Source organism: Sphingobacterium thalpophilum (assembly GCF_901482695.1).
Lineage (GTDB): Bacteria > Bacteroidota > Bacteroidia > Sphingobacteriales > Sphingobacteriaceae > Sphingobacterium > Sphingobacterium thalpophilum.
Genome location: NZ_LR590484.1, coordinates 2,244,817 through 2,264,184, shown reverse-complemented (window position 1 = coordinate 2,264,184; position 19,368 = coordinate 2,244,817). Strand labels below are relative to the sequence as shown.

At 43.4% G+C, this 19,368-nt stretch carries 13 protein-coding genes; 1 reads left to right on the top strand and 12 read right to left on the bottom strand.

The annotated features are described in order from the left end of the window. Positions 1 to 68: 68 nt before the first annotated feature. The 3 genes from FGL37_RS09635 to FGL37_RS09625 form a co-directional block, all read right to left on the bottom strand. The gene (locus FGL37_RS09635; protein WP_028071880.1) at positions 69 to 1,736 is read right to left on the bottom strand and encodes a DUF5018 domain-containing protein; all 1,668 of its coding nucleotides are present in this window, start codon (positions 1,734 to 1,736) and stop codon (positions 69 to 71) included. Positions 1,737 to 1,755: 19 nt separating this feature from the next. Next, entirely contained in the window at positions 1,756 to 3,459 is a 1,704-nt protein-coding gene (locus FGL37_RS09630) for a RagB/SusD family nutrient uptake outer membrane protein (protein ID WP_028071879.1), read from the bottom strand. A 76-nt stretch (positions 3,460 to 3,535) separates the two neighbouring features. Then, positions 3,536 to 6,745 (bottom strand): SusC/RagA family TonB-linked outer membrane protein, encoded by a 3,210-nt coding sequence (locus tag FGL37_RS09625; protein WP_051607294.1) that lies wholly within the window; start codon positions 6,743 to 6,745, stop codon positions 3,536 to 3,538. Between the two features lie 314 nt (positions 6,746 to 7,059). Here FGL37_RS09625 and FGL37_RS09620 point away from each other — a divergent pair, with 314 nt between their 5' ends. Next, a complete protein-coding gene (locus FGL37_RS09620) occupies positions 7,060 to 8,289 on the top strand; it encodes an ROK family transcriptional regulator (protein ID WP_171019304.1) in 1,230 nt (409 codons plus the stop codon). A 39-nt stretch (positions 8,290 to 8,328) separates the two neighbouring features. Here the strand turns inward: FGL37_RS09620 and FGL37_RS09615 are convergent, their stop codons facing one another. The 9 genes from FGL37_RS09615 to FGL37_RS09575 form a co-directional block, all read right to left on the bottom strand. Then, positions 8,329 to 10,170 carry a carbon starvation CstA family protein gene (locus tag FGL37_RS09615; RefSeq protein WP_028071876.1) on the bottom strand — a complete coding sequence of 614 codons (1,842 nt, stop codon included), beginning with the start codon at positions 10,168 to 10,170 and terminating at the stop codon, positions 8,329 to 8,331. Positions 10,171 to 10,179: 9 nt separating this feature from the next. Further along, positions 10,180 to 11,346 (bottom strand): n-acyl-d-glucosamine 2-epimerase, encoded by a 1,167-nt coding sequence (locus tag FGL37_RS09610; RefSeq protein WP_028071875.1) that lies wholly within the window; start codon positions 11,344 to 11,346, stop codon positions 10,180 to 10,182. A gap of 112 nt (positions 11,347 to 11,458) precedes the next feature. Further along, complete coding sequence (locus FGL37_RS09605; protein WP_028071874.1) at positions 11,459 to 12,400, bottom strand: DUF4434 domain-containing protein; 942 nt, start codon at positions 12,398 to 12,400, stop codon at positions 11,459 to 11,461. After that, positions 12,397 to 13,143 (bottom strand): GDSL-type esterase/lipase family protein, encoded by a 747-nt coding sequence (locus FGL37_RS09600; protein ID WP_232048669.1) that lies wholly within the window; start codon positions 13,141 to 13,143, stop codon positions 12,397 to 12,399. Before FGL37_RS09600 ends, FGL37_RS09605 begins: the two co-directional genes overlap by 4 nt. Continuing rightward, positions 13,140 to 13,823 (bottom strand): GDSL-type esterase/lipase family protein, encoded by a 684-nt coding sequence (locus FGL37_RS09595; RefSeq protein WP_028071872.1) that lies wholly within the window; start codon positions 13,821 to 13,823, stop codon positions 13,140 to 13,142. Before FGL37_RS09595 ends, FGL37_RS09600 begins: the two co-directional genes overlap by 4 nt. A 2-nt stretch (positions 13,824 to 13,825) precedes the next feature. Continuing rightward, positions 13,826 to 15,145, bottom strand: coding sequence for an MFS transporter (locus FGL37_RS09590; RefSeq protein WP_037534310.1), 1,320 nt, complete (start codon positions 15,143 to 15,145; stop codon positions 13,826 to 13,828). 1 nt (position 15,146) lies between these two features. Then, positions 15,147 to 16,571 carry a DUF5009 domain-containing protein gene (locus FGL37_RS09585; RefSeq protein ID WP_037534309.1) on the bottom strand — a complete coding sequence of 475 codons (1,425 nt, stop codon included), beginning with the start codon at positions 16,569 to 16,571 and terminating at the stop codon, positions 15,147 to 15,149. Positions 16,572 to 16,596: 25 nt separating this feature from the next. After that, a complete protein-coding gene (locus tag FGL37_RS09580) occupies positions 16,597 to 18,447 on the bottom strand; it encodes an FAD-dependent oxidoreductase (RefSeq protein ID WP_028071869.1) in 1,851 nt (616 codons plus the stop codon). Positions 18,448 to 18,548: 101 nt separating this feature from the next. After that, positions 18,549 to 19,340 carry an alpha/beta hydrolase gene (locus FGL37_RS09575; RefSeq protein WP_028071868.1) on the bottom strand — a complete coding sequence of 264 codons (792 nt, stop codon included), beginning with the start codon at positions 19,338 to 19,340 and terminating at the stop codon, positions 18,549 to 18,551. Positions 19,341 to 19,368 lie beyond the last annotated feature (28 nt).

The following is a 19,368-nucleotide window of genomic DNA, read 5'->3' as shown; positions in this document are numbered from 1 at the left end:
TTGTTTTTTCATATAATTCATAATTAGCTTCCCCTCCGCAACAAATTGGAATGGGGGAACTATCGCCTTTAATTTGTTTCAGTATAGGTTGTAAACTCATGAGCGACCAAATAACCAAAAGTTGTTAACATATAGACTTGAAGCCGTTGTCCATTTTCAGAGGTCGCCATGCAGATGTCACTCGTTGCATTGGCATTGCTGCCGCCAACAAATGTCTCGGACTCATAGACCCGCAGCTGATTATAGGTGGGCGATGCCAATGTCGTTCCGATACGAGCACGGTCAGTAATATCGTAGACATACATCTGGCCAGTTTCGTTACTTCCGAATAATTTTACCTGGGCTAAAATGTCGGCATTGTTAAAATGCTGGAAAGCTATACCACCGTTCATCGCCATACCTGTGATAGCGGGAAATGTAGCCAAGCGTCCCCAAGTTGTCCCAGAGACATAAGCGAGTTCGGTGTTTGTACTTGCGATCAGTTCAGCAGCAGGTGATACCCCCAAGGGCTGATATTCCGGCAAAAATCCAAGAGATGTGGCACCGTCTTTATACTCAAGAAGGTCCGCAGTCGTCGATTTTATATGACCACTTTCAATTGTCCAACGAAGGCAATACCGACTACCAGCTATCGACACCATCAGCTGACCATTGCCATCTATGTCACCTACCCAATTAAGCCGACGCCCAATGTTGCCGTCGGCTGCTGCCACTGCTGCTGGCTTGCCGTAAGGGATATCCACAAGCTTTACTGGATTGGCATCAAAGACGTCTTTATATTTGTAGAGTACAAAGTTTTGCCCATTTGGTGTATAAGTGGCTAATATAAATCGCCCTTTTTCATCGGCCACTCCTTGAAAGATCATCCGTCCAGCAGGGAACGGATTAGCAAGGCTATGGGAATACGCACCTGTAAAACGATTATAAACCTTAAAAACCGAGGGCGAAGTACGTGTAACAATCACCAGATAGTCGCCACTGACAAAACAGGAAGTTTCATTGTTTGCTGAAAAACCGAGATCCGCCGCCTTTTTTACAAATAGCCTTCTGCTGATTCCAACCCCTTTATCTAATTTAATAGGCTCCTTGACGGTTAATTTCAACTGCCTTTGAACATTTCCTGGCGCTGATATTGTCAACGGCAGTTGCGCTCCGTTGGCCAGATTGACTGTTGTTCCACTCGCTATTGAGCCGCTTGCATGTTTGTTGATGGTATAGGTAAGAGTAGCTTTTGAGAGATCCATTCCGGGTACCACATAAAAAGTAATAGTGTTGCCGTTAAGGATACCTTCAACTTCATTCACCTTCTGTTCATTGTCTTTAAAGGTTATTTTGACGCTCGAAATATCGGTATTGCCTTTCTTTTCAGCGACGACCACGTAGTCCTTAGCATCTCCATTTCCGGCTGTTACGGTAATTTTCTTCGCTGAGGTCAAATCCGTGAACCCGTTTAGACCTGGCGTGATACGAGCATCTGCAGGTATGGAAGCTCGTAGCATCAACCGCGACAGATCCACCTCGTTGTCGGAATCTACCGGATAGTAATAGTCCACGTGCAAATAGATCGTATCATTACTGATTGTGCTTAGAAAAAGACGGTCTTGCGCGTTTCCTTCGATGGTTGCGTAAAAGTCCATCAATTGATTTTTTATATTGCGCTCGATATAATTGGGCTTTTGACATCCTAATAAAAGGATCGTACAAGCCCAAACACTATAAAATTTTACTTTGTTCATCGTTAATCTTTATAATTTGTTACCATCCTTTAATTTGGGTTAATGCCCCATTCAATTGCACTTCCCTCTCAGGAATTGGCAGATAATACAATTTTGAGCTAAAACTTCTATTGACAGCGTCGGCCGATACAACCTCGTAAGTAAATCCTGTTCCTTCAGGGCTGATCTTATGTCCCGTAAATTTGACATTATCTAATATGATATGTGCCTTTCGCCAACGACGCAAATCCCAAAAGCGATGTCCTTCAAAAGCTAGCTCAACCTTCCGTTCATGTTCGATTGAAGCCATGGCCTGATTGTTATTCGTCACGGCGATACTATTAAGTCCCCTTTTTTGACGCAGCTGATTGATATAAGTTGCTGCCGCTGCGTAATCGGCTAATTGTGCTTTTGCTTCGGCCATAATCAATAAAACTTCAGCATACCGCATTTCGATCCAGCTTTGCGTGCTTTTATTCTGAACAAATGTAGTGTTCGTTGGATCAAGCAATTTTTTCGCATAATAGCCGGTCACGGTACGTTTGGGGTCTCCTGTCACACCAAATGCTGTAAAACCTTCGATGGGATCTGATGTAGACGTATTTAACGTCCTGCCCTTCCAGCTTGCGCCATTGTAAAGTATAGTCGCATAAAAACGAGGTTCGCGATTCGTATAGGGGGCAGCAGCATGACCCGCATTTTGCCATGAAAACTTTGATCCATCAGCCATTTCAAACTCATCGACGAGCTCGGCTGTGGGCACACCATATACTAATGTATTGCCTGGGGCGTCTTTGGGAGGGGCATAGCCGAGATCATATTGATGTATCACGTCGGGGGCTACAAAGTCCACCCGAAAAATTGCCTCTTTTGTATTTTTATTGGTAAAAATACCAGCAAAATTGTCATCCAACGCATATTGTCCACCATTAGCCATGTCTATCACTTTCTGCGCTGCATCTGCGGCCTTTTTGAAATACTCTTGGCTTCTGTTTTGTGGAATTCCTGTCAACGCATCTTGGTTGAATTGCTTAAGATCATATTTTGCTATCGACCCCGCATACAGGGCTGCTCTAGCCATCAATGTATAAGCTGCTCCTTGCGTCGCGCGACCAGCCAGGTTGCTCAACGGTAAGTGATCAGCGGCAAACTGCAGATCTTCTAGAATGAAATCGTATACGGCTTCTTCGCTCGACCGGCTATGATCTTTCTCCGTATACTGATCCATACTTTTAAAGAGGACCACGCTACCGTGAATCTTAGCCAGCCAAAAATAGGCATATGCCCGAACGAACCTGCCCTCAGCCTCATAGATTCGTTTTTGTTCATCCGACAGTTTGGCTTTGGTATTGATGCTATTGATCATTTCATTGACCCGCCTGATCCGATCGTAGCCACTGGCCCAGTAATTCAACCCGACGCTGGAGGATGAAAACTGGTTGGAATTAGATACCAGGATATTGACGGTTCCGTTACCCGCAGTATTTGACGTAAATTTCATGCCGTCTGCGAGGGCATCCATGGCATTGTCATAGCCCAAATTAGGGAACAGGCCAAACTGAAATTTTTTAAATTCGCTATACATGCCCGACACATAAAGCTCGGCGGAGTTGGGATCTTCCCATACTTTTTCTTCTGCAATCCGATCTTGGGGGATCAGGTCTACAGAACAACCTTGTAGCATGATCAATAGAAGGCTCAAAAAAGGAAGCTGCCGATATTTGATATATGTAATTATTTTCATCTGTGATTATTATTGATCCATCTCATTGATGGAGTTAAACAATTTAAACGGTGTCCATAAATGTCTATGGTAGAATTTAGAAGGTCACGCTCAGCCCAAATTCAAAAATGCGTTGTTGCGGATAAAATCCATTATTGACATTTGGCATTTCAGGATCAAGATATTTTAGGTAATCCCAAGTAAATAGATTCGAACCTGAAGCAAATACACGTACATGTTCAATTTTTGCTGTATTTAACACACTTTTTGGAAAAGTATAACCAATTTGGACGGACTTGAGCCGCAAATAATCCCCTTTCCTAATCCATCCTGAGTTTGCATTTGCATTATTGGCAGACATACCTGTTGCCTTGTAGGCGCTCAAACGAGGAAATTCGGCATTGGGATTGTCTTCGCGCCATGAATTTTCGACCAAGAAATAGGGCGAGTTACCATAATTATAAAAAGGACGTGTAAATGGTGTGTTGTCTTCTACACCTGAAGTACCTGAAGATCCCTCATATGTTCCCGCCAACGCGACATCTGCGCGAGCGGCTCCCTGCAGGAGCGCTGAGAAATCAAACCCCTTATAGGCCATATCGATATTTAAACCAAATGTTAATTCAGGAATATTGGAGCGCCCAATGTAGGTCATATCATCTGCCCGGGTAATCCGACCATCGCCGTTGAGATCTTTGAACTTGAAAAACCCGGGAGCCATAAAGCCTGAACTTGGAGAAGGTGTATTGCGGGCTTCCTCCCAAGTCTGTACCATACCCTCCTTAACAAATCCGATTTTGGTCCCAATAGGCTTACCGATCAGACTCTGCCATGATGGAATCCCATTGGCCTCATCCAATTTTAGATACCTGTTTCTGGCCCAGTTAATATTACCGACCACACCGAGTTTAAATTCGCCAAAACGATCATTATAACGCAACTGAGCATCAAATCCTCTGTTGTCAACTTCGCCTATATTCGCTAAACTTGGAAAATATCCTCCCATTGAAGCTGGGTACAGATTTCCTACCGGCGCCAATATACCGGTTGTATAGCGGTAGAACCATTCGAAATCAAAACCAAATTTGCCATTTAAAAACCGGGACTCAAAGCCGACGTTAGATGTGGTGGATTCTTCCCATTTTAACAGTGGATTCTGGGGAGCATTCGTAAAAAGTGGTTTTATAGGTTTGCCGTCGATGACCACCACAGGGACAACATTTTGTGAGAGCGTATTGATGAAGGGGAAAGTCCCGACCTGTGCTCGGTCGTTGCCCGTTCGGCCGATTGAGCCTTTTAATTTGAAAAAGTCAGCGAAAGGAAGTGCTTCTTTAAAGAATGCTTCGTTGGATACCACCCATCCCAGTCCGATAGCAGGGAAAGACTTCCATCGGTTCTCTTTTGCAAAATTGGCCGAAGCATCCCATCGCGATACCAGCTCCACCAAATAGCGGTCCCTGAACGCATAATTCAGCCGTGAAACAAAACCTGCTCGTGCAGACTCGGGGTCACTGGAACCAGTAGACCTAATGATATCCTCCTGTGTGGTAGAACCGTAGTTTATTTCCTGAATAATAGTGATCGGAAAGTTGCTTGCGCCTGCAGCAAACTGGTTTCCACGGGTTTTTGCGTATTCATACAAGGCCAAAACACCAATACTATGCTCACCGAAAGTTCGATTATAATTTAAGCTAGCCTGCCATGTGTATCTATAAGCTGCAGCGAAGCTCTGGCGCAAAGATGTTTTTGTAATCCCTGGCAACGTGGTCATAGCTACAAAATCTCCGGCGACTTGGTCCCGCTGTCTCCCCATTGTAGCGTAAGGCGTCAACCACGACTTGGATTCATCCGAATTATAATCGTAGGCTCCTTGCACTTTAGCTAGCAAACCGGTTACTCCTGGTACTTTTAGATCTATATTCGCTGTCCCCTGAAAAATATTACTTTTCAATTTTTGATAGCCCGAATTTTCTACAGAAGCAATCGGATTCACCCAACCTGCCCCAGCCTGATAAGCTACGGGAAGACCATTGGGCGCATACATTGGTAAATTTGGCAACATTCTCACGGCCTGATAAAATGGATTCATATAGGCCGAGTTATCCGGAGAAATTCCTGGTAAATTGGTATTTTGATTGCGCAAACCAATATTTAAGCCGACCGTAAGATGTTCATTTAGCTCGCTCTTTAGATTTGTACGAATATTATAACGTTTAAAATTGGTATTATCGATCACACCATCCTGATTCATGTGGCTGACGGAAGCAAAATATTGTGTATTGCTGGCGCCGCCAGAAATTGTCGCAGCATGATGTTGTGAATAACTATTGTTATCGGCCAAGAGACCAATCCAATCCGTATTCCCAAATAGTGGATTGGTATTGGTTCCATGCTGTACAGCATCAATCAGCTCTTGTGTGTAAATGTAGGGTACTTCATTTTGCTTTGTATTTCTTAGAAAGTCGTTGTCGAGCTCCGTCCCTTTATTATACCAGTTCATATAATCTGGACCGTTCAGAAATTTGGGGAATCGTGTATTTTGACCAATACTATAGCCAAAGTCATAGCTCACCTTGGTCTGTTCCTTTTTACCGTTTTTTGTCTTGACGAGAATAATGCCGTTGGCAGCCTGTACCCCATAAGCTGCTGTAGAGACCGCATCTTTTAGAAAGGAAATAGTTGCTATTTCACTTGGATCCAGATATGCCAAGGTAGAAAGTGGTCTTTCGATATCATCAATGATGACCAAAGGGCTTCTATTTCCACCATACGTGCCGATACCGCGGAGATAGAGCGTAGCGTTATCAGCTCCTGGTCGCCCCGATTGCTGTAAGGCTGTCAGTCCGGGCACACGGCCTGCAAGTGCATTTGTCAAATTCATTGAAGGAGCCTTTTTAAGTTCATCAGCACTGATCTGGACGACAGATCCCACGACCTTCGATTTGTTTTGGGATCCGTATGCTACGACCACTACTTCATCGATCTGGCGCTCGTCCGACTGCAGGACGAAGTTCTGTATTCCCCCTGAGCTGATCTTTCTAGTCTGTGGGATATAGCCTACATAGCTTACCTGGAGTTCTGTAGGGAAGCGTTCAACAGATAAACTAAAGCTGCCCTTTTGATCTGTTCGTGTAGTGACTGCTGTTCCCATTATTTTAACCGTGGCCCCAGCGATAGGCTGATCATCGCGATTTCGTATGGTACCATTAATAATAGATTGAGCAAAACTGATCGCTGTTTGCATGAAAACAATGATGAATCCCAAAGCCCTGAAAAGATACCTGCGTTTTACATGTGTTGGTTTCATAATTTAGGAATGAAATAGTATATGTTAATAAAATTTATGATCCACGCTGCTAGCGGCAATATTCAGATGCTTTTCAGCTTCATCTTCTGGCGTCACTCAAAGCACCTAACATAGTCTGATGCAGCGATAGTGGTTTACAATTATTGGATATATTATCTATTACCGTGCTAAATAAGAAATAAAATTCTAAACAACCAAATTATTTTTAATTTTTTTTATTAATTAACAGCTACTAACGAAGAAAAAACACAAACATACTTAGCCGTGCTGAGATATTTGCTATATTTACTGGGAAGAAAAACGTAAGAAAAGTTATGAGCATAAAATTTTTGAGTGATCTACATGATGCCAGCTACAGCGGTGTAGCCTATAAAAACATCTTGCTTAAAAAGGAAATTTTAACTTTTTTTGCGACGAAAGGGCCCTCTACCATTCCCGAGCTGAGTAAGGAACTCAATATTAGCATTCCCAAAATCAATGAGTCCATTAATGAGCTGATCGAAGACAAGCTGGTACAGGATAACGGAAAATCTACTTCAGGGATAGGAAGAAAGCCAAACTCTTACGGCCTACTTCCCAATGCAGCATTTTTTGTTGGTGTACAGGTGAGCCATGACCATCTTAGTATTGTGGTCATGAACATGAAAAAAGATATTATAGCTACCCAGGAGGAAATTCCTTACCGTATGGAAAACAACCAGGAATCACTCCAACATATCTGCCGTGAGATCAATCGGTTTATCGCTACTCATCAAATACAAAAAGACAAGATCCTTGGTGTAGGCATTAACTTATCTGGACGGATTAATTACCGAACAGGCTATTCTTACAGCTTCTTTAACTTTTATGAAGATCCTTTGTCAAAGTATTTTGAACAAGAATTGCAGTTACGTACGTATCTTGAAAACGACAGTAAAGCACTAGCGTACGGAGAGTTTTCCAGCGGCATTCTAAAGGACGAAAAAGATGCTCTTTTTGTAAACGTTGACAATGGCATCGGTCTAGGAATTTTGATCAATGGAAAAATCTATTATGGGAAATCAGGCTTCTCTGGCGAATTCGGCCATATTCCTATTTTCGACAACGACATTATCTGCCGCTGTGGAAAAAAGGGCTGTTTAGAAACAGAAGCATCCGGCTTTGCCCTTCGCAATCGAGTCATTGAAGCGCTGCGCAATGGAGCGACGAGTGTATTAACCAAAAAATTCAGTAATCTGGAAGATATACGCCTGACCGATATCATCATGGCTGCAAAAAAGGACGACAACCTCGCTATCGAGCTAATCAATGAATTAGGCGAAAAGCTGGGCCGTGGGTTAGCCACATTGATCAACATCTTTAATCCAGAAATTATCATTATAGGTGGCATTTTAGCAAAAAGCGAAGAGTATCTGATGTTGCCCCTGAAAAATGCCGTCAACAAGTTCTCCCTATCCATTGTAAATAAAGATACTAAACTGGCATACTCCAATAATGGTGAGAGACTGGCTGCTTTAGGGGCCTGCCTGCTCATTCGCGACAGACTATTATCAATAATCGATTAATAGGATTGTGAGGATTTCCGAAACAAAATCCTCACACTATCATCGCTCAACAACCTCTTTTACTGCTTCGCCATACTGATCCTCGACCTGCTCTTTTTTGCGAATTAAAGATAGCCATCTCCTGAACGCTCCAATAAAAACGATCAGCATAAGCGACATCGCAGTAACGGCCAAGACAGCCAGCAAATATTGTCCTTTGGGCAAGTAACCTTGCACCACCTGCAGATAACCTGCCCAAAATGTGATGCCTACCATAAATATACCGGGTATAGCCGCATACAGCGCATATTTGTGTCGATTCATCCGTATCAGCATTGTCGTACATACAATTAGGCCGCAGGCAGCTAGGAGCTGATTACTAATTCCAAATAGTGGCCAGATGCTGCTCACATTTCCTGTATAGGTCAAATATCCCCAGGATAAGGTAAATATCGCACTGCAGATCCATACTCCGGGCTTCCAATTTTTATCGCCGAACTTCGGAAAGATGTTACCGAGCATCTCTTGGAGAAAAAAACGTCCTACGCGTGTGCCAGCATCAATTGCAGTTAAGATAAAGACAGCTTCAAACATAATCGCAAAATTATACCAGTACGCCATAATATCCTCCATAAAAGGAACCTTATCAAAAATATGCGCCATGCCGACAGCTAGAGATACTGCTCCACCGGTACGACCATGCAGATCTACACCAATCCGCGTTATGAAATGCGGCAAGTCCACCGTCGCAAGTGCCGGATATTCGGCAAGAAAATCTGCGTAATCGGCAGCAGGCGTGTTAATTGCAAAATAGTCTCCCGGCATCAAGGTACATGCTGCGATGAGAGCCATTAGGGCTACGAAGCCTTCCACAAGCATAGCCCCATAGCCTACAAAGAGGATTTCCCGCTCATTGCCAATCATCTTCGGCGTGGTGCCAGTGGCAATAATCGCATGAAATCCGGAAATCGCTCCACAAGCAATCACGATAAAAATAAAAGGCAGTACCGGTCCGTTGATCACAGGTCCTCCTCCATGGATAAAAGTTGTCAGCGCGGACATCTGAATAGTAGGGGCAACAAAACATATCCCGACTGTCAACATGACGATAGTACCTATTTTTAAATAGGTCGATAAGTAGTCTCTTGGCACAAGTAATAGCCAAATTGGCAATACCGAAGCAAAAAACCCATAGATAGCAATACCAATGGATATGGATTTCACATCCCAGTTAAAAAGAGTATGGAAAGCAGGTAGTTGCATCAAATGGTGGCCTGCAATAATTCCAGCGACTAGCAAGATCCCGCCAAGGATACTTGCAGCAGTCACGGATCCCTCACGGTATCGCATCATTAAGCCCATGAATATGGCAATGGGCATGGTCAATACGATTGTAAACAAGGACCATGGAGCCTCGTGCATTGCACTGATACAGGCAAGTGACAGTCCTGCGAGGGTAAGGATTAAGATAAATAGAACCGCAATACCCGCGATAGCCCCTATTGGCTTGCTTACTTCTTTGGATGCAATGCTGGCCAGGCTCTGGCCTTTATGCCGCACAGAGGCGAAAAGCACAACCATATCGTGCACACCGCCTCCCAATACACAGCCAATCAATATCCACAAAGCGCCGGGAAGATAGCCAAACTGCGCGGCTAAAACAGGCCCTACCAATGGCCCCGCAGCCGCAATAGCTGCAAAATGGTGGCCAAAAAGCACTTTTTTATCCGTTTTTACATAATCATGTCCATCAGCAAACTCAATAGCAGGAGTCTGCCGGCCTCCATTTAATCTGAGCATTTTATTGGCGAGAAACAGGCCGTAAAAACGGTAAGCAATGGCAAAAACAAGGATGGCCACAAATACCAAGGTCAGCGCATTTATTCCATTGAATAGGTCCATAGGATTGAATTATACAATTATTTTTGTTTTTTCAAATACTTCATGAACTTTCCATAGCGCACGCGGCACATGAAAACACCCCTTCCATTTACCACCTTTGAGATCCAAAAGGACTTCTCCCATGCGATTCAGATAACCAAACCATTCACCATATACAGGATCTCTGAACTTGCTCCAGGTATAATCATGAACACGCTCGAACCATACCTTTGCTTCGGCATTGCCGGTCAGCACCCAAGCCTTTGCCATACAAACCAAGGTCTCACAATGGACCCACCACAATTTTTGATCCCATTCCAGCTGCTGAGTCGGCTTCCCTTTCGCGTCCATAAAATAAAATATACCACCGTATTTTTCGTCCCAGCCATATTCGAGCATGCGTAGTCCAATACGCGCAGCACGGTCGATCAACGCCGGTCGTTGGAGTCTTTCGCCCAGATCCATCATAAACCACATTGCCTCTATCGCATGACCAGGGTTGAGCAGTCTGCCTTCAAAACTATCCACAAACGAACCATCCGGCCCCACATTCTCATATACCAAATTTTGTTCCTCCTTATAAAAGGTACCCATGACCTCCGCGATAATCTCTTCGATTAATGCCTGCACTAAATTTGGATCCAACAGGTGTTCAATTTCTATGGAAAGATTACTCAAGATCATCGGAAGTGCAAAATTCTTTGTGGGACGGGTTGTAGGAAACGACTTATCATATATGCCCTTAGTATGCTCCCTTCGCTTCAAGATATTTTCGAAAGTATCTTTCGCTATTGTAGCATATCGCTCGTTTTTAGTCGCAGTATACAATGCCCCAAAACCCATCGCTGCAAAGCAATCCGAGAAAATGTTGTATGGCTGCACAAGTGGCTTTCCATATCGGTCAAGGGAGAAATACCAATTTCCTTGTGCATCTCTTCCGTGTTTTTCCATGAAATCAGCACCATGCATCGCAATATCCAGCCAAGAGGAGCGCCCTTCAATCTTATTATAAAAGCTTGAAAATAACCACACCTGCCGACCCTGTAACCACATAAATTTGTCGGTATCAAAAACCGTTCCTTGTCGGTCTAAACAGGTAAAATATCCTCCATATTCTGTATCTATCGAACGCTCGGTCCAAAATGGAAGTACATTATTCAATAATTCGTCTTTGTAAATTTTACTATATTGGTTCATCTATAAATCTTTTTCGTTCTTTAGCCGAACAGCATTCTGTATACCAAGATCAGCTAGCAGATAACTAATAAATTGTGTTTAATTCGTATTCCGTTTCGTACTATTGCTATATTTATTTACCAAACTCACCCTGTATGTATTCACGGTAACGATTATACAAATGTGCAGCTTGCAAGTATGCCGATTGGGGGCTCATAAAATGGGAGAATTCGAAAGTAATCGCCTTGTCATAGCCCGCTTTTTCCGCAGCCTCAAGTTTCAACCGCAATTTATCAAACTTGATCGGGAGAAATTTGATCGGCATATCCCGGTCGAAAGTCTCCGCGTTTGTCCAGCAGGCCATCCCATATTTATCAGCTAGTTTTTTGTTTACTTCAAAAAAATCGGGAAGCTCATCATAGTCGATATGACCATCCTGGAAAGCAACAGCGTCCACGGCCCCCTGTATCCCTTCAAAAATTTCCCCCCATTCCCGCTCATGTTCCAATACCGAAATCGCATCTGTCTTATTCAGCTGTGCAGAAGCTGCCAACACCGCTTTTTTGCCGTCTATCCACGGTGATATAAACGTCGGCAATCCTCCGCTCACAGACTTACACTGCATACCAAGGGTTCGAAAAGCCTCTACAGCCCCCTTAGTTTTGCGACTTATTTCTGTGCTGACATACCAGCCACCAAAGCTTCTATAATGGCCATATTTGGTCCATACCTCTTCGATCACAAACTGATTAGCATCGATTTCATGACTGAGGTCACCCGTATCCCAATAAATACCGCTATCGTAAAGCCCAAAATAAAACTTCATGTCATATTTATCTGCCAATTGCAGAAATAACTCTACTAAATCCAGAGAAGGTCTAAAGCAACCATATTTGTTCATCAGATAAGCTGATGGATAGGTAATAAATTTGCGGTATCCGCTTCGGATCATGATCACAGTGTCAATACCTATTGCTTTCATGTGTGCAAAGTCGCGATCCCACTCCACCGCCCCCCAGTTCTGGTGCGGAATATCATGCGATATTTCATCAATGAATGTTCCTGTAATTCTCATAAATATTTTTTTTCTTTCAATAGTTGTACCCACTTTATATATGCACTTGGCTTAAGATGGACCCCATCGTTAGTGTACTTTACATCGAGCTTTCCATCACTATCCTCAAAGAGAGGGCAAAGATCAATAAATGGGATATTTTCGTCTGCTGCAAGTTTAACCAGTTTGTCGTTCAATGACGGCACTAGCACATTTCGACCTTTTGTATACTCTTCTTGCGTCAGCCTTTCGTTTATTGGCAACGTACTTTGAAGATAGATCTTTGTGTTAGGCGACTTCAATTTTATGCGTCGGATTATCCGCTTATAGTTATTGATGGAAACCTCCTGCGGCAGTTTTCTAAACTGGTCGTTGATGCCGTCCATAAGAAAAATCGCTTTAGGATAGCCTCGTAAAACCTCATCAATACGGGCTAGGATACCAAATGAATTGTCTCCGCCAATACCTCGGTTAAGCACTGGATACCTGGCGTCGGCCAATAGCTCTTGCCACTCGGCTCGTTCTGTGATGCTATTTCCCAAAAAAACAATCGCATTGCTGATCACCGGGCTTTGTTGAAAATATTCCATACGCTGTTGATAATACCAGTTCGCATAGCTGCTGTCTATCTTGACAATTTGCGCGTATAGTGGTTGTGTGACGATTAATTTGCCCGCACCGAGAAGCAAAAATACGAGCAGGGTCCTCCGTGTAACAACGTGTAGCGGCATGTAATAGCCGCCGAAAACTTTTGTTGTTTTCATAATAGCTTTTGCTGTTTTAAAAAGTCTACCCAAATTAGATATGCCGCCTGTCTTAAATGAAGACCATCTATCGTCAGCTGAGCCTTGAGTTCGCCTTTACTATCGGCTAGAACAGGATGTAAATCGACAAATCGAACTCGATATTTAATGCAGAGCCGCTTCAATGCTTTATTTAGTAAATGGATCTTCGCGTTACGCACTTGGCTATAGCTTGCCGGAAGCAAAGCTTCATTTACCGGCAATATACTTTGTATGTACAGTTTTGTATGGGGAGATTTTTTTTTCACTTGTAATAGAATCCTTTCGATATTGGCAGTAATCACCTCAATGGCTATTCCCCGCTTCATATCATTCACGCCGCATAGGAGGAATAGCTTGTTCGGATCTCCATCCAAAACTTCATCCAACCTTGCCAAAATGCCGTAAGTGACATCACCACTTATGCCCCTGTTGACCACCTGTTTCAATTGGGATATCTCCTGCCATTTGCCCGCTTCGGTAATACTATTCCCCAGAAAAACGATTTCGTCCTTTTGGTTGGGCATTGCCTCAAAGAACTCAAGCCTATCACGGTAATGCTGATTGTCAAAGGTTGAATCATTGGTTGCCGATTGCCCTAGTACTACTATTGGAAAAAGCAGCGACGCGGCGTTCAGCCATCGGTTAAAAATAATATTCATAGCTATAATTTGCTTTGGTCAACATCATTTTGTTCGGGTTTTCGTAATGGTACCCACCACGACACCAAAAAGGCTGGAATGGTTGAAATCAAGACCCATATAAAAAATTCCTTGTAGCCAAGGCGATCGCTTAGCCAGCCGCTAATCATCGAAGGAATCATAAACCCCAAGTTGACAAGACCACTTCCAAATGCATAATGAGCCATTTTATACTTTCCTGGTGCAATATTTTGCATGATAAACAGGATAATTCCGATAAAGCCAAAACCATAGCCAAAGTATTCTATCGCAACAGCTGCCGCAATAAGATAAAGGTTTGTCGGTAAACTGATCGCCAGGAAAGCATAGGCTACAAAAGGGATATTAAAGAAAGCACAAAGGATCATTAATGTCTTGCGATCTAACCCTTTTTTTGACACAAAATGTCCAGCTACAATAGAACCCAGTACAAAAGCAATGGCTCCAAATACCCCGTACAGGAGTCCAATCTCCGATGTACTGAGCCCCAGTCCGCCATCGCTGCGCTGAGCTTTAAAAAATAGCGGTGTAATTTTAATTGCCTGCCCTTCGGCAAAACGATAAAAAACAATAAATAGTAGGCTATATACGATATTCTGTTTCTGAAAAAATGTAATGATCACATCTTTTAGTGTATCCATCCCCTCCTTTAACGAAGCCGACTTCTGTTTAGACTCATGCGAGGGGAGGACTCGAACACTATACATCCCGATTCCAGCCATAATCAGACCATAAGTAAACATCACGACCATCCATGCTGTTGTGACACCAATTTTTTGCTCCAATTGACCAGCAAGATACACGAGCACGCCCCCAGAAAAGACTTTCGCCACATTATAGAAAGCTCCCTGCCAACCGACATATTTGGCTTGTTGTTTCGCATCCAGCTCATTGAGGTACACGCCATCTGCTGCGGTATCGTGAGTAGCACCGCTTACTGCAATTAACGTCAACAGCGCAATGGAGAAGCTGAAAAAATGATCAAGTTGCAATGTCAATCCAAGCAATCCGAAAAGCAGCCCTGTAAACAACTGTGTCGTATACACAAAGAATTTTTTTGTTTTATAGAGCTCCAAAAAAGGCCCCCATAACGGTTTCAAAGTCCATGGTAACATGATCAAGGAAGTCCAAAAGGCAATTTGCGCATCCGATATTCCTAGATTTTTGTACATGATGGAGCTGGCGCCCGAAAGTGCTACAAAAGGTAGCCCCATGGCAAACCAAGTGGTCGAGATCCAAAATATAGGAGGCAGAGCTTTCCGATCACTTGGGTATACGGTTTCTTGTTTTACTATCTTATTCATCTTATGTCTTCCAATAAAGTTTTAACCGACTCGAGAGCATCGTGAGTACCGCCACAGTACCTGTAAATAGGATACCACGAAATACGCCGCCTATACCGCCTTGCGCGCCCAGCTGGTCGAGATAAACCTGCAGGCCCGTTATCGCCAATGAGGGGATCAAAACCAAGTTTCCAGCCGTGTAGGCTATCATCGGGTTCTTTCCGACTAAGGCTATGGCACGGAGGGGTACTGAAGCAACGTTCAACTGCTCCATACAGGAAAGAAAGTTCAAAGCATAACATGCCAACCCCGTGCAAACAAAATAATAGCTATAGGTTGAATAGTCTTTTTTAATACCACCTTCATATGCTTCAAAGATTAGCCCCAGCAGAAGCAGGTAGCCTCCCAAAGACACCAGCCTACCATGCAATTTAGAAGCATTTCCTTGTTCAGAGACGTTGACTACTCGATATAAAACCACCGATAAAAACAAGGTAATCAACAGATTGACCACAAGATAACGCATATAAAGGTTAAATACATTTGTACCAATGAGTATCATGCAGAGTATCATTTGGAAAACAAGCTGTTTCTTGTCCAATAGGGCTTTATCTTGCACTTTGGCTTCCATGTAAATCCATTCTCCAACGACCGTAGCTGGGAGAATGATAAACAGGTATTTCAAATAATAAAATTGATATAGCCAAGTTGCCGGACTAAGGTTAAAGATAAATGCGTTAATTGAGCCAAGTTCCTTTGCTCCCAAAAACACAGCCATGATAAAGGGTAATATCCCGATCCGTAGCCAATATGATCGTGCAGTCAACCACCACCATAGTGTTCCGAATAGAGCCATATTGGCCAATACTAAAATGATGATATCCGTCTTTTCGAAGGTAAACCTAGCGTCTCCGGCATAGATAAAATACAATATTCCCAAGGCAAACAACAATGCGGAAGCATGAATCATCTTTGTTATGCGCGCAGAGAAAAACGTTTTGAAATCGGTATAGAGTGCGAAAAGCACAGCAAACCCAATAATGGACAATAGGTACTCGCCCCCACCTGGACTATCGGTCATGACCCAAGCACGCATGTAAAACGAAAATAGGGCAAAGAAAAATAGAGCAACAAATCGCTTCGCGATTGTCCCAAAGACTCCCAATGGTCTTAGAGTAGCCACCTTCTTCGTCATCGCCAACGGAATAGCCGCTCCCATTGTAAACAGAAAAAACGGAAAAACAAGATCCACCCAGGTAATCCCGGCTAAAGTAGGATCGAAGACATGCTTTGGCGGAGGCACTTGCGCATGATACATCCATGCGGGCAGATTGCCAAAGGAAATACTGGACGAGAGTACCATTAATAATATAGCAATACCCCGCAATACATCCAAGCTATTGTTCCTTTGCAATACTGTAACTCCTTTATTTGATAAGATATCCATGTTTAGGTTATACTGGAGTAGTACATTAATTTCTTTGATCGATCAAACGTCCTGAGTAATCCACTTCGCGACTGAAAGGCTTCAGGATATGATCCAAAAGGACCGCGATTTCAGCGCGGGTCAGCAGTTCGCTATCCTGCTTTGTAATAGTCTGCCAGAGGGTTTCCTTGTTGAGGGTGGGATCAACCGACAGCAACAGGTCTGCAAAAAAACGGGCTGTCACATCAGCACCAGAACCGGCTATTTTGCTGACAACTGGATAATAACTGCTCATTCCGTTTATCAGGTCCACCTCACTGATTCGATGTTCGGGGTAGAACCAAGTTTGGTTTGCCCATTTGTAAGGCACGCCCCTTCCCTTTAATATACCGGTTGCACCTATTCGCTGGATAGCCTGAAATCGTTTGTCTCTTACTTCCACATCAATAAAGGGCATTAAGTATGCGCCGTTGTCTAGCAATACCTGCTGGATCTGCCTTACAGATAAGTTTCTTGGACTACACCCTTCTTTGACGGCCAGTGCAGCTAATGCTCCCGCTGCCTGTCCCACTCCCAGTACAACGGGTTGGAGGCGCGTCGCTCCCGCGACAATATTGCTGACGCTTATACTCTTTTCGGCCACAATAAAGTCGTCTACTGTATCGGGGATCAGACTTCCTAGAGGCACGTTGTAAGACGGTACCCGAATTTTGACGAAATCAATTTTTGGTGCATCAGGATTTTTAAGATGATGATGGTCAATGGTATAATCCCCCACAATACCTCCAGTTCGATACAAGGGTAAATCCTGTTCATAAGGGGCCTGCACATAAGGCAGTGTCAACTGCACTAATCCCTTTGCCCTCCTAGATTCACGATGATAGGGGATATATGGCAGTTTATCTGCTGTGTTAAACTCATCGTCAGCAAGGCCTAGATGGGAAAAGCCCAATTTGGTCTGAAGATGATAAATGAAACGTAAGGTATGATCTTTTGCTTTTTGTAATTCTATAGCACGCTCCTTGGACGATTTTTCGATGATGTTTAGATAAATATCATTCCCGTCTTTCGGCCAGTTAATCATGTATTTTTGATTGGGCAATTTTCCATAAGTGATCATCTGTCCACAATCGATTATTGGAGTATTGTTATGTGACGCGGGATCCGCTACATCGCAAGCATGTTCAAATTCCTTCGGATTGTATCCTTTAGGTTTCTTCAGTATCACGTTCGCATGAGGTCCGTAGTCCTTTAGAATCGCCACATAAGTCAAGTCTTGGATGATCGAATTTGCTGTTTCGGGAGCGTATGCTTCTTTGGTATCATAACGGCTGTCCATGCCGATACGATAAGCAACGCCCGCGAGGGGTAACAGGTCCCCCAGTTCGGTTGCATCAATTAACATGTCCGCTCCAACTGTTCGCTTCTTACCAGCTTGACCGATGGTCACAGTCCATCCTCTAGGTAACTTTTTTAGATCTATCAATGAACTTTTATACCACACTGTAATATTTTTTTCGGAGGCTACCATTTTCTTTAAAAGACGATTTCCAACAGAAGGTTCGAATAGGGTATTGCTTACCCAGCCCGTTTCGACAGCCTTAGCGCCCCCATAATAGTTGTAAAGCTCTTGCCTAAATTCGCCCCAGATACCGGACGGGAGTTTATGGTTGCCATCAATAGCCGATACGCCTGCGGACGTCAACATCCCTCCCAGCCAATCTGTCTCCTCCACAACGAGCACCTTGCTGCCCAGTCGCGCGGCCTGTAATGCTGCCGATACACCGCTCGCCCCCCCGCCCATAATCAACACATCATAAGAAACAATCCCTTGTCCGCAGACAGCACCCGTTATTGAAATCAACAGAAGAGAAAAAAAAGTTTTAAACCATTTCATAATTAAATAATTGCAATAAAAAGTTTAGAAAATCAAGGTAACCATACTTAACAGAAGCCTAAAATCCTGTTAGAAATCAGAGTGGAACATATAGTCAAATTTTATCGAATCAGATTATAGAAATAAGCAAAGTGTGCCGGAATTGTCCGTGCCCAGTAACCGGAAGTATGAGCCCCAGGTTGTGCTATGTACGTCGCCTGGACCTTAAGATGATCACAACTATCTCGAAGCGACTTATTAGCCCCATATAGATAATCTTCGGTGCCACAGTCAAAAATAAAACTCTTTCCAGTGCCTCTAATTTTATGGACGTTATTGGTTATGCTAAACGAATCGAACAATATATTCTCCGGACTATATTCCCCTAAATGTTCGGCCAAAGTAGTTTTCTTAAAGGCCGAATGCCTTAGGTTCACTACACCTGAACTACTTCCCGCACTTCTAAAAAAAGTTGCATAATTAAAAAAGAGCCACAGCGCACCATGCCCACCCATGCTAACGCCAGTAATGAATGATTGATGGGCATTAGTATGATACTTCATCTGGATAAAAGGCATAAGTTCCTCAGTAAGGAATTTGCCAAATTGAGGCCCTCCCGCATGAGGACTATCGAAAAACCAACTGTTTCGAAGCCCATCCGGACAGACAACGACAAAGCCATACCGATTGCTTAGTTCTTGGAAATCAACAAAATTGGATAAACTTTTATAATTTGCACCATGGCTATGCAGCACGTATACAACCGGTAATTGCCTGTCTGTATTTCTTCCCTTTGGTACATACACATAACCGGAATCCACTGCCGACAGGTAGGAAGAGTGCAACGTGAATAGCTCTTGTCCTTCGACAAACATCACGTTGATTATACATAAAAAGCCTACTATGAAACGCATGTGATAATTGATCCGTCTTAGATTTATA

Coding starts and splice junctions, on each gene's coding strand:
- FGL37_RS09635 (WP_028071880.1), bottom strand. CDS start 1,736: ATGAACAAAGTAAAATTTTATAGTGTTTGGGCTTGTACGATCCTTTTA.
- FGL37_RS09630 (WP_028071879.1), bottom strand. CDS start 3,459: ATGAAAATAATTACATATATCAAATATCGGCAGCTTCCTTTTTTGAGC.
- FGL37_RS09625 (WP_051607294.1), bottom strand. CDS start 6,745: ATGAAACCAACACATGTAAAACGCAGGTATCTTTTCAGGGCTTTGGGA.
- FGL37_RS09620 (WP_171019304.1), top strand. CDS start 7,060: ATGAGCATAAAATTTTTGAGTGATCTACATGATGCCAGCTACAGCGGT.
- FGL37_RS09615 (WP_028071876.1), bottom strand. CDS start 10,170: ATGGACCTATTCAATGGAATAAATGCGCTGACCTTGGTATTTGTGGCC.
- FGL37_RS09610 (WP_028071875.1), bottom strand. CDS start 11,346: ATGAACCAATATAGTAAAATTTACAAAGACGAATTATTGAATAATGTA.
- FGL37_RS09605 (WP_028071874.1), bottom strand. CDS start 12,400: ATGAGAATTACAGGAACATTCATTGATGAAATATCGCATGATATTCCG.
- FGL37_RS09600 (WP_232048669.1), bottom strand. CDS start 13,143: ATGAAAACAACAAAAGTTTTCGGCGGCTATTACATGCCGCTACACGTT.
- FGL37_RS09595 (WP_028071872.1), bottom strand. CDS start 13,823: ATGAATATTATTTTTAACCGATGGCTGAACGCCGCGTCGCTGCTTTTT.
- FGL37_RS09590 (WP_037534310.1), bottom strand. CDS start 15,145: ATGAATAAGATAGTAAAACAAGAAACCGTATACCCAAGTGATCGGAAA.
- FGL37_RS09585 (WP_037534309.1), bottom strand. CDS start 16,571: ATGGATATCTTATCAAATAAAGGAGTTACAGTATTGCAAAGGAACAAT.
- FGL37_RS09580 (WP_028071869.1), bottom strand. CDS start 18,447: ATGAAATGGTTTAAAACTTTTTTTTCTCTTCTGTTGATTTCAATAACG.
- FGL37_RS09575 (WP_028071868.1), bottom strand. CDS start 19,340: ATGCGTTTCATAGTAGGCTTTTTATGTATAATCAACGTGATGTTTGTC.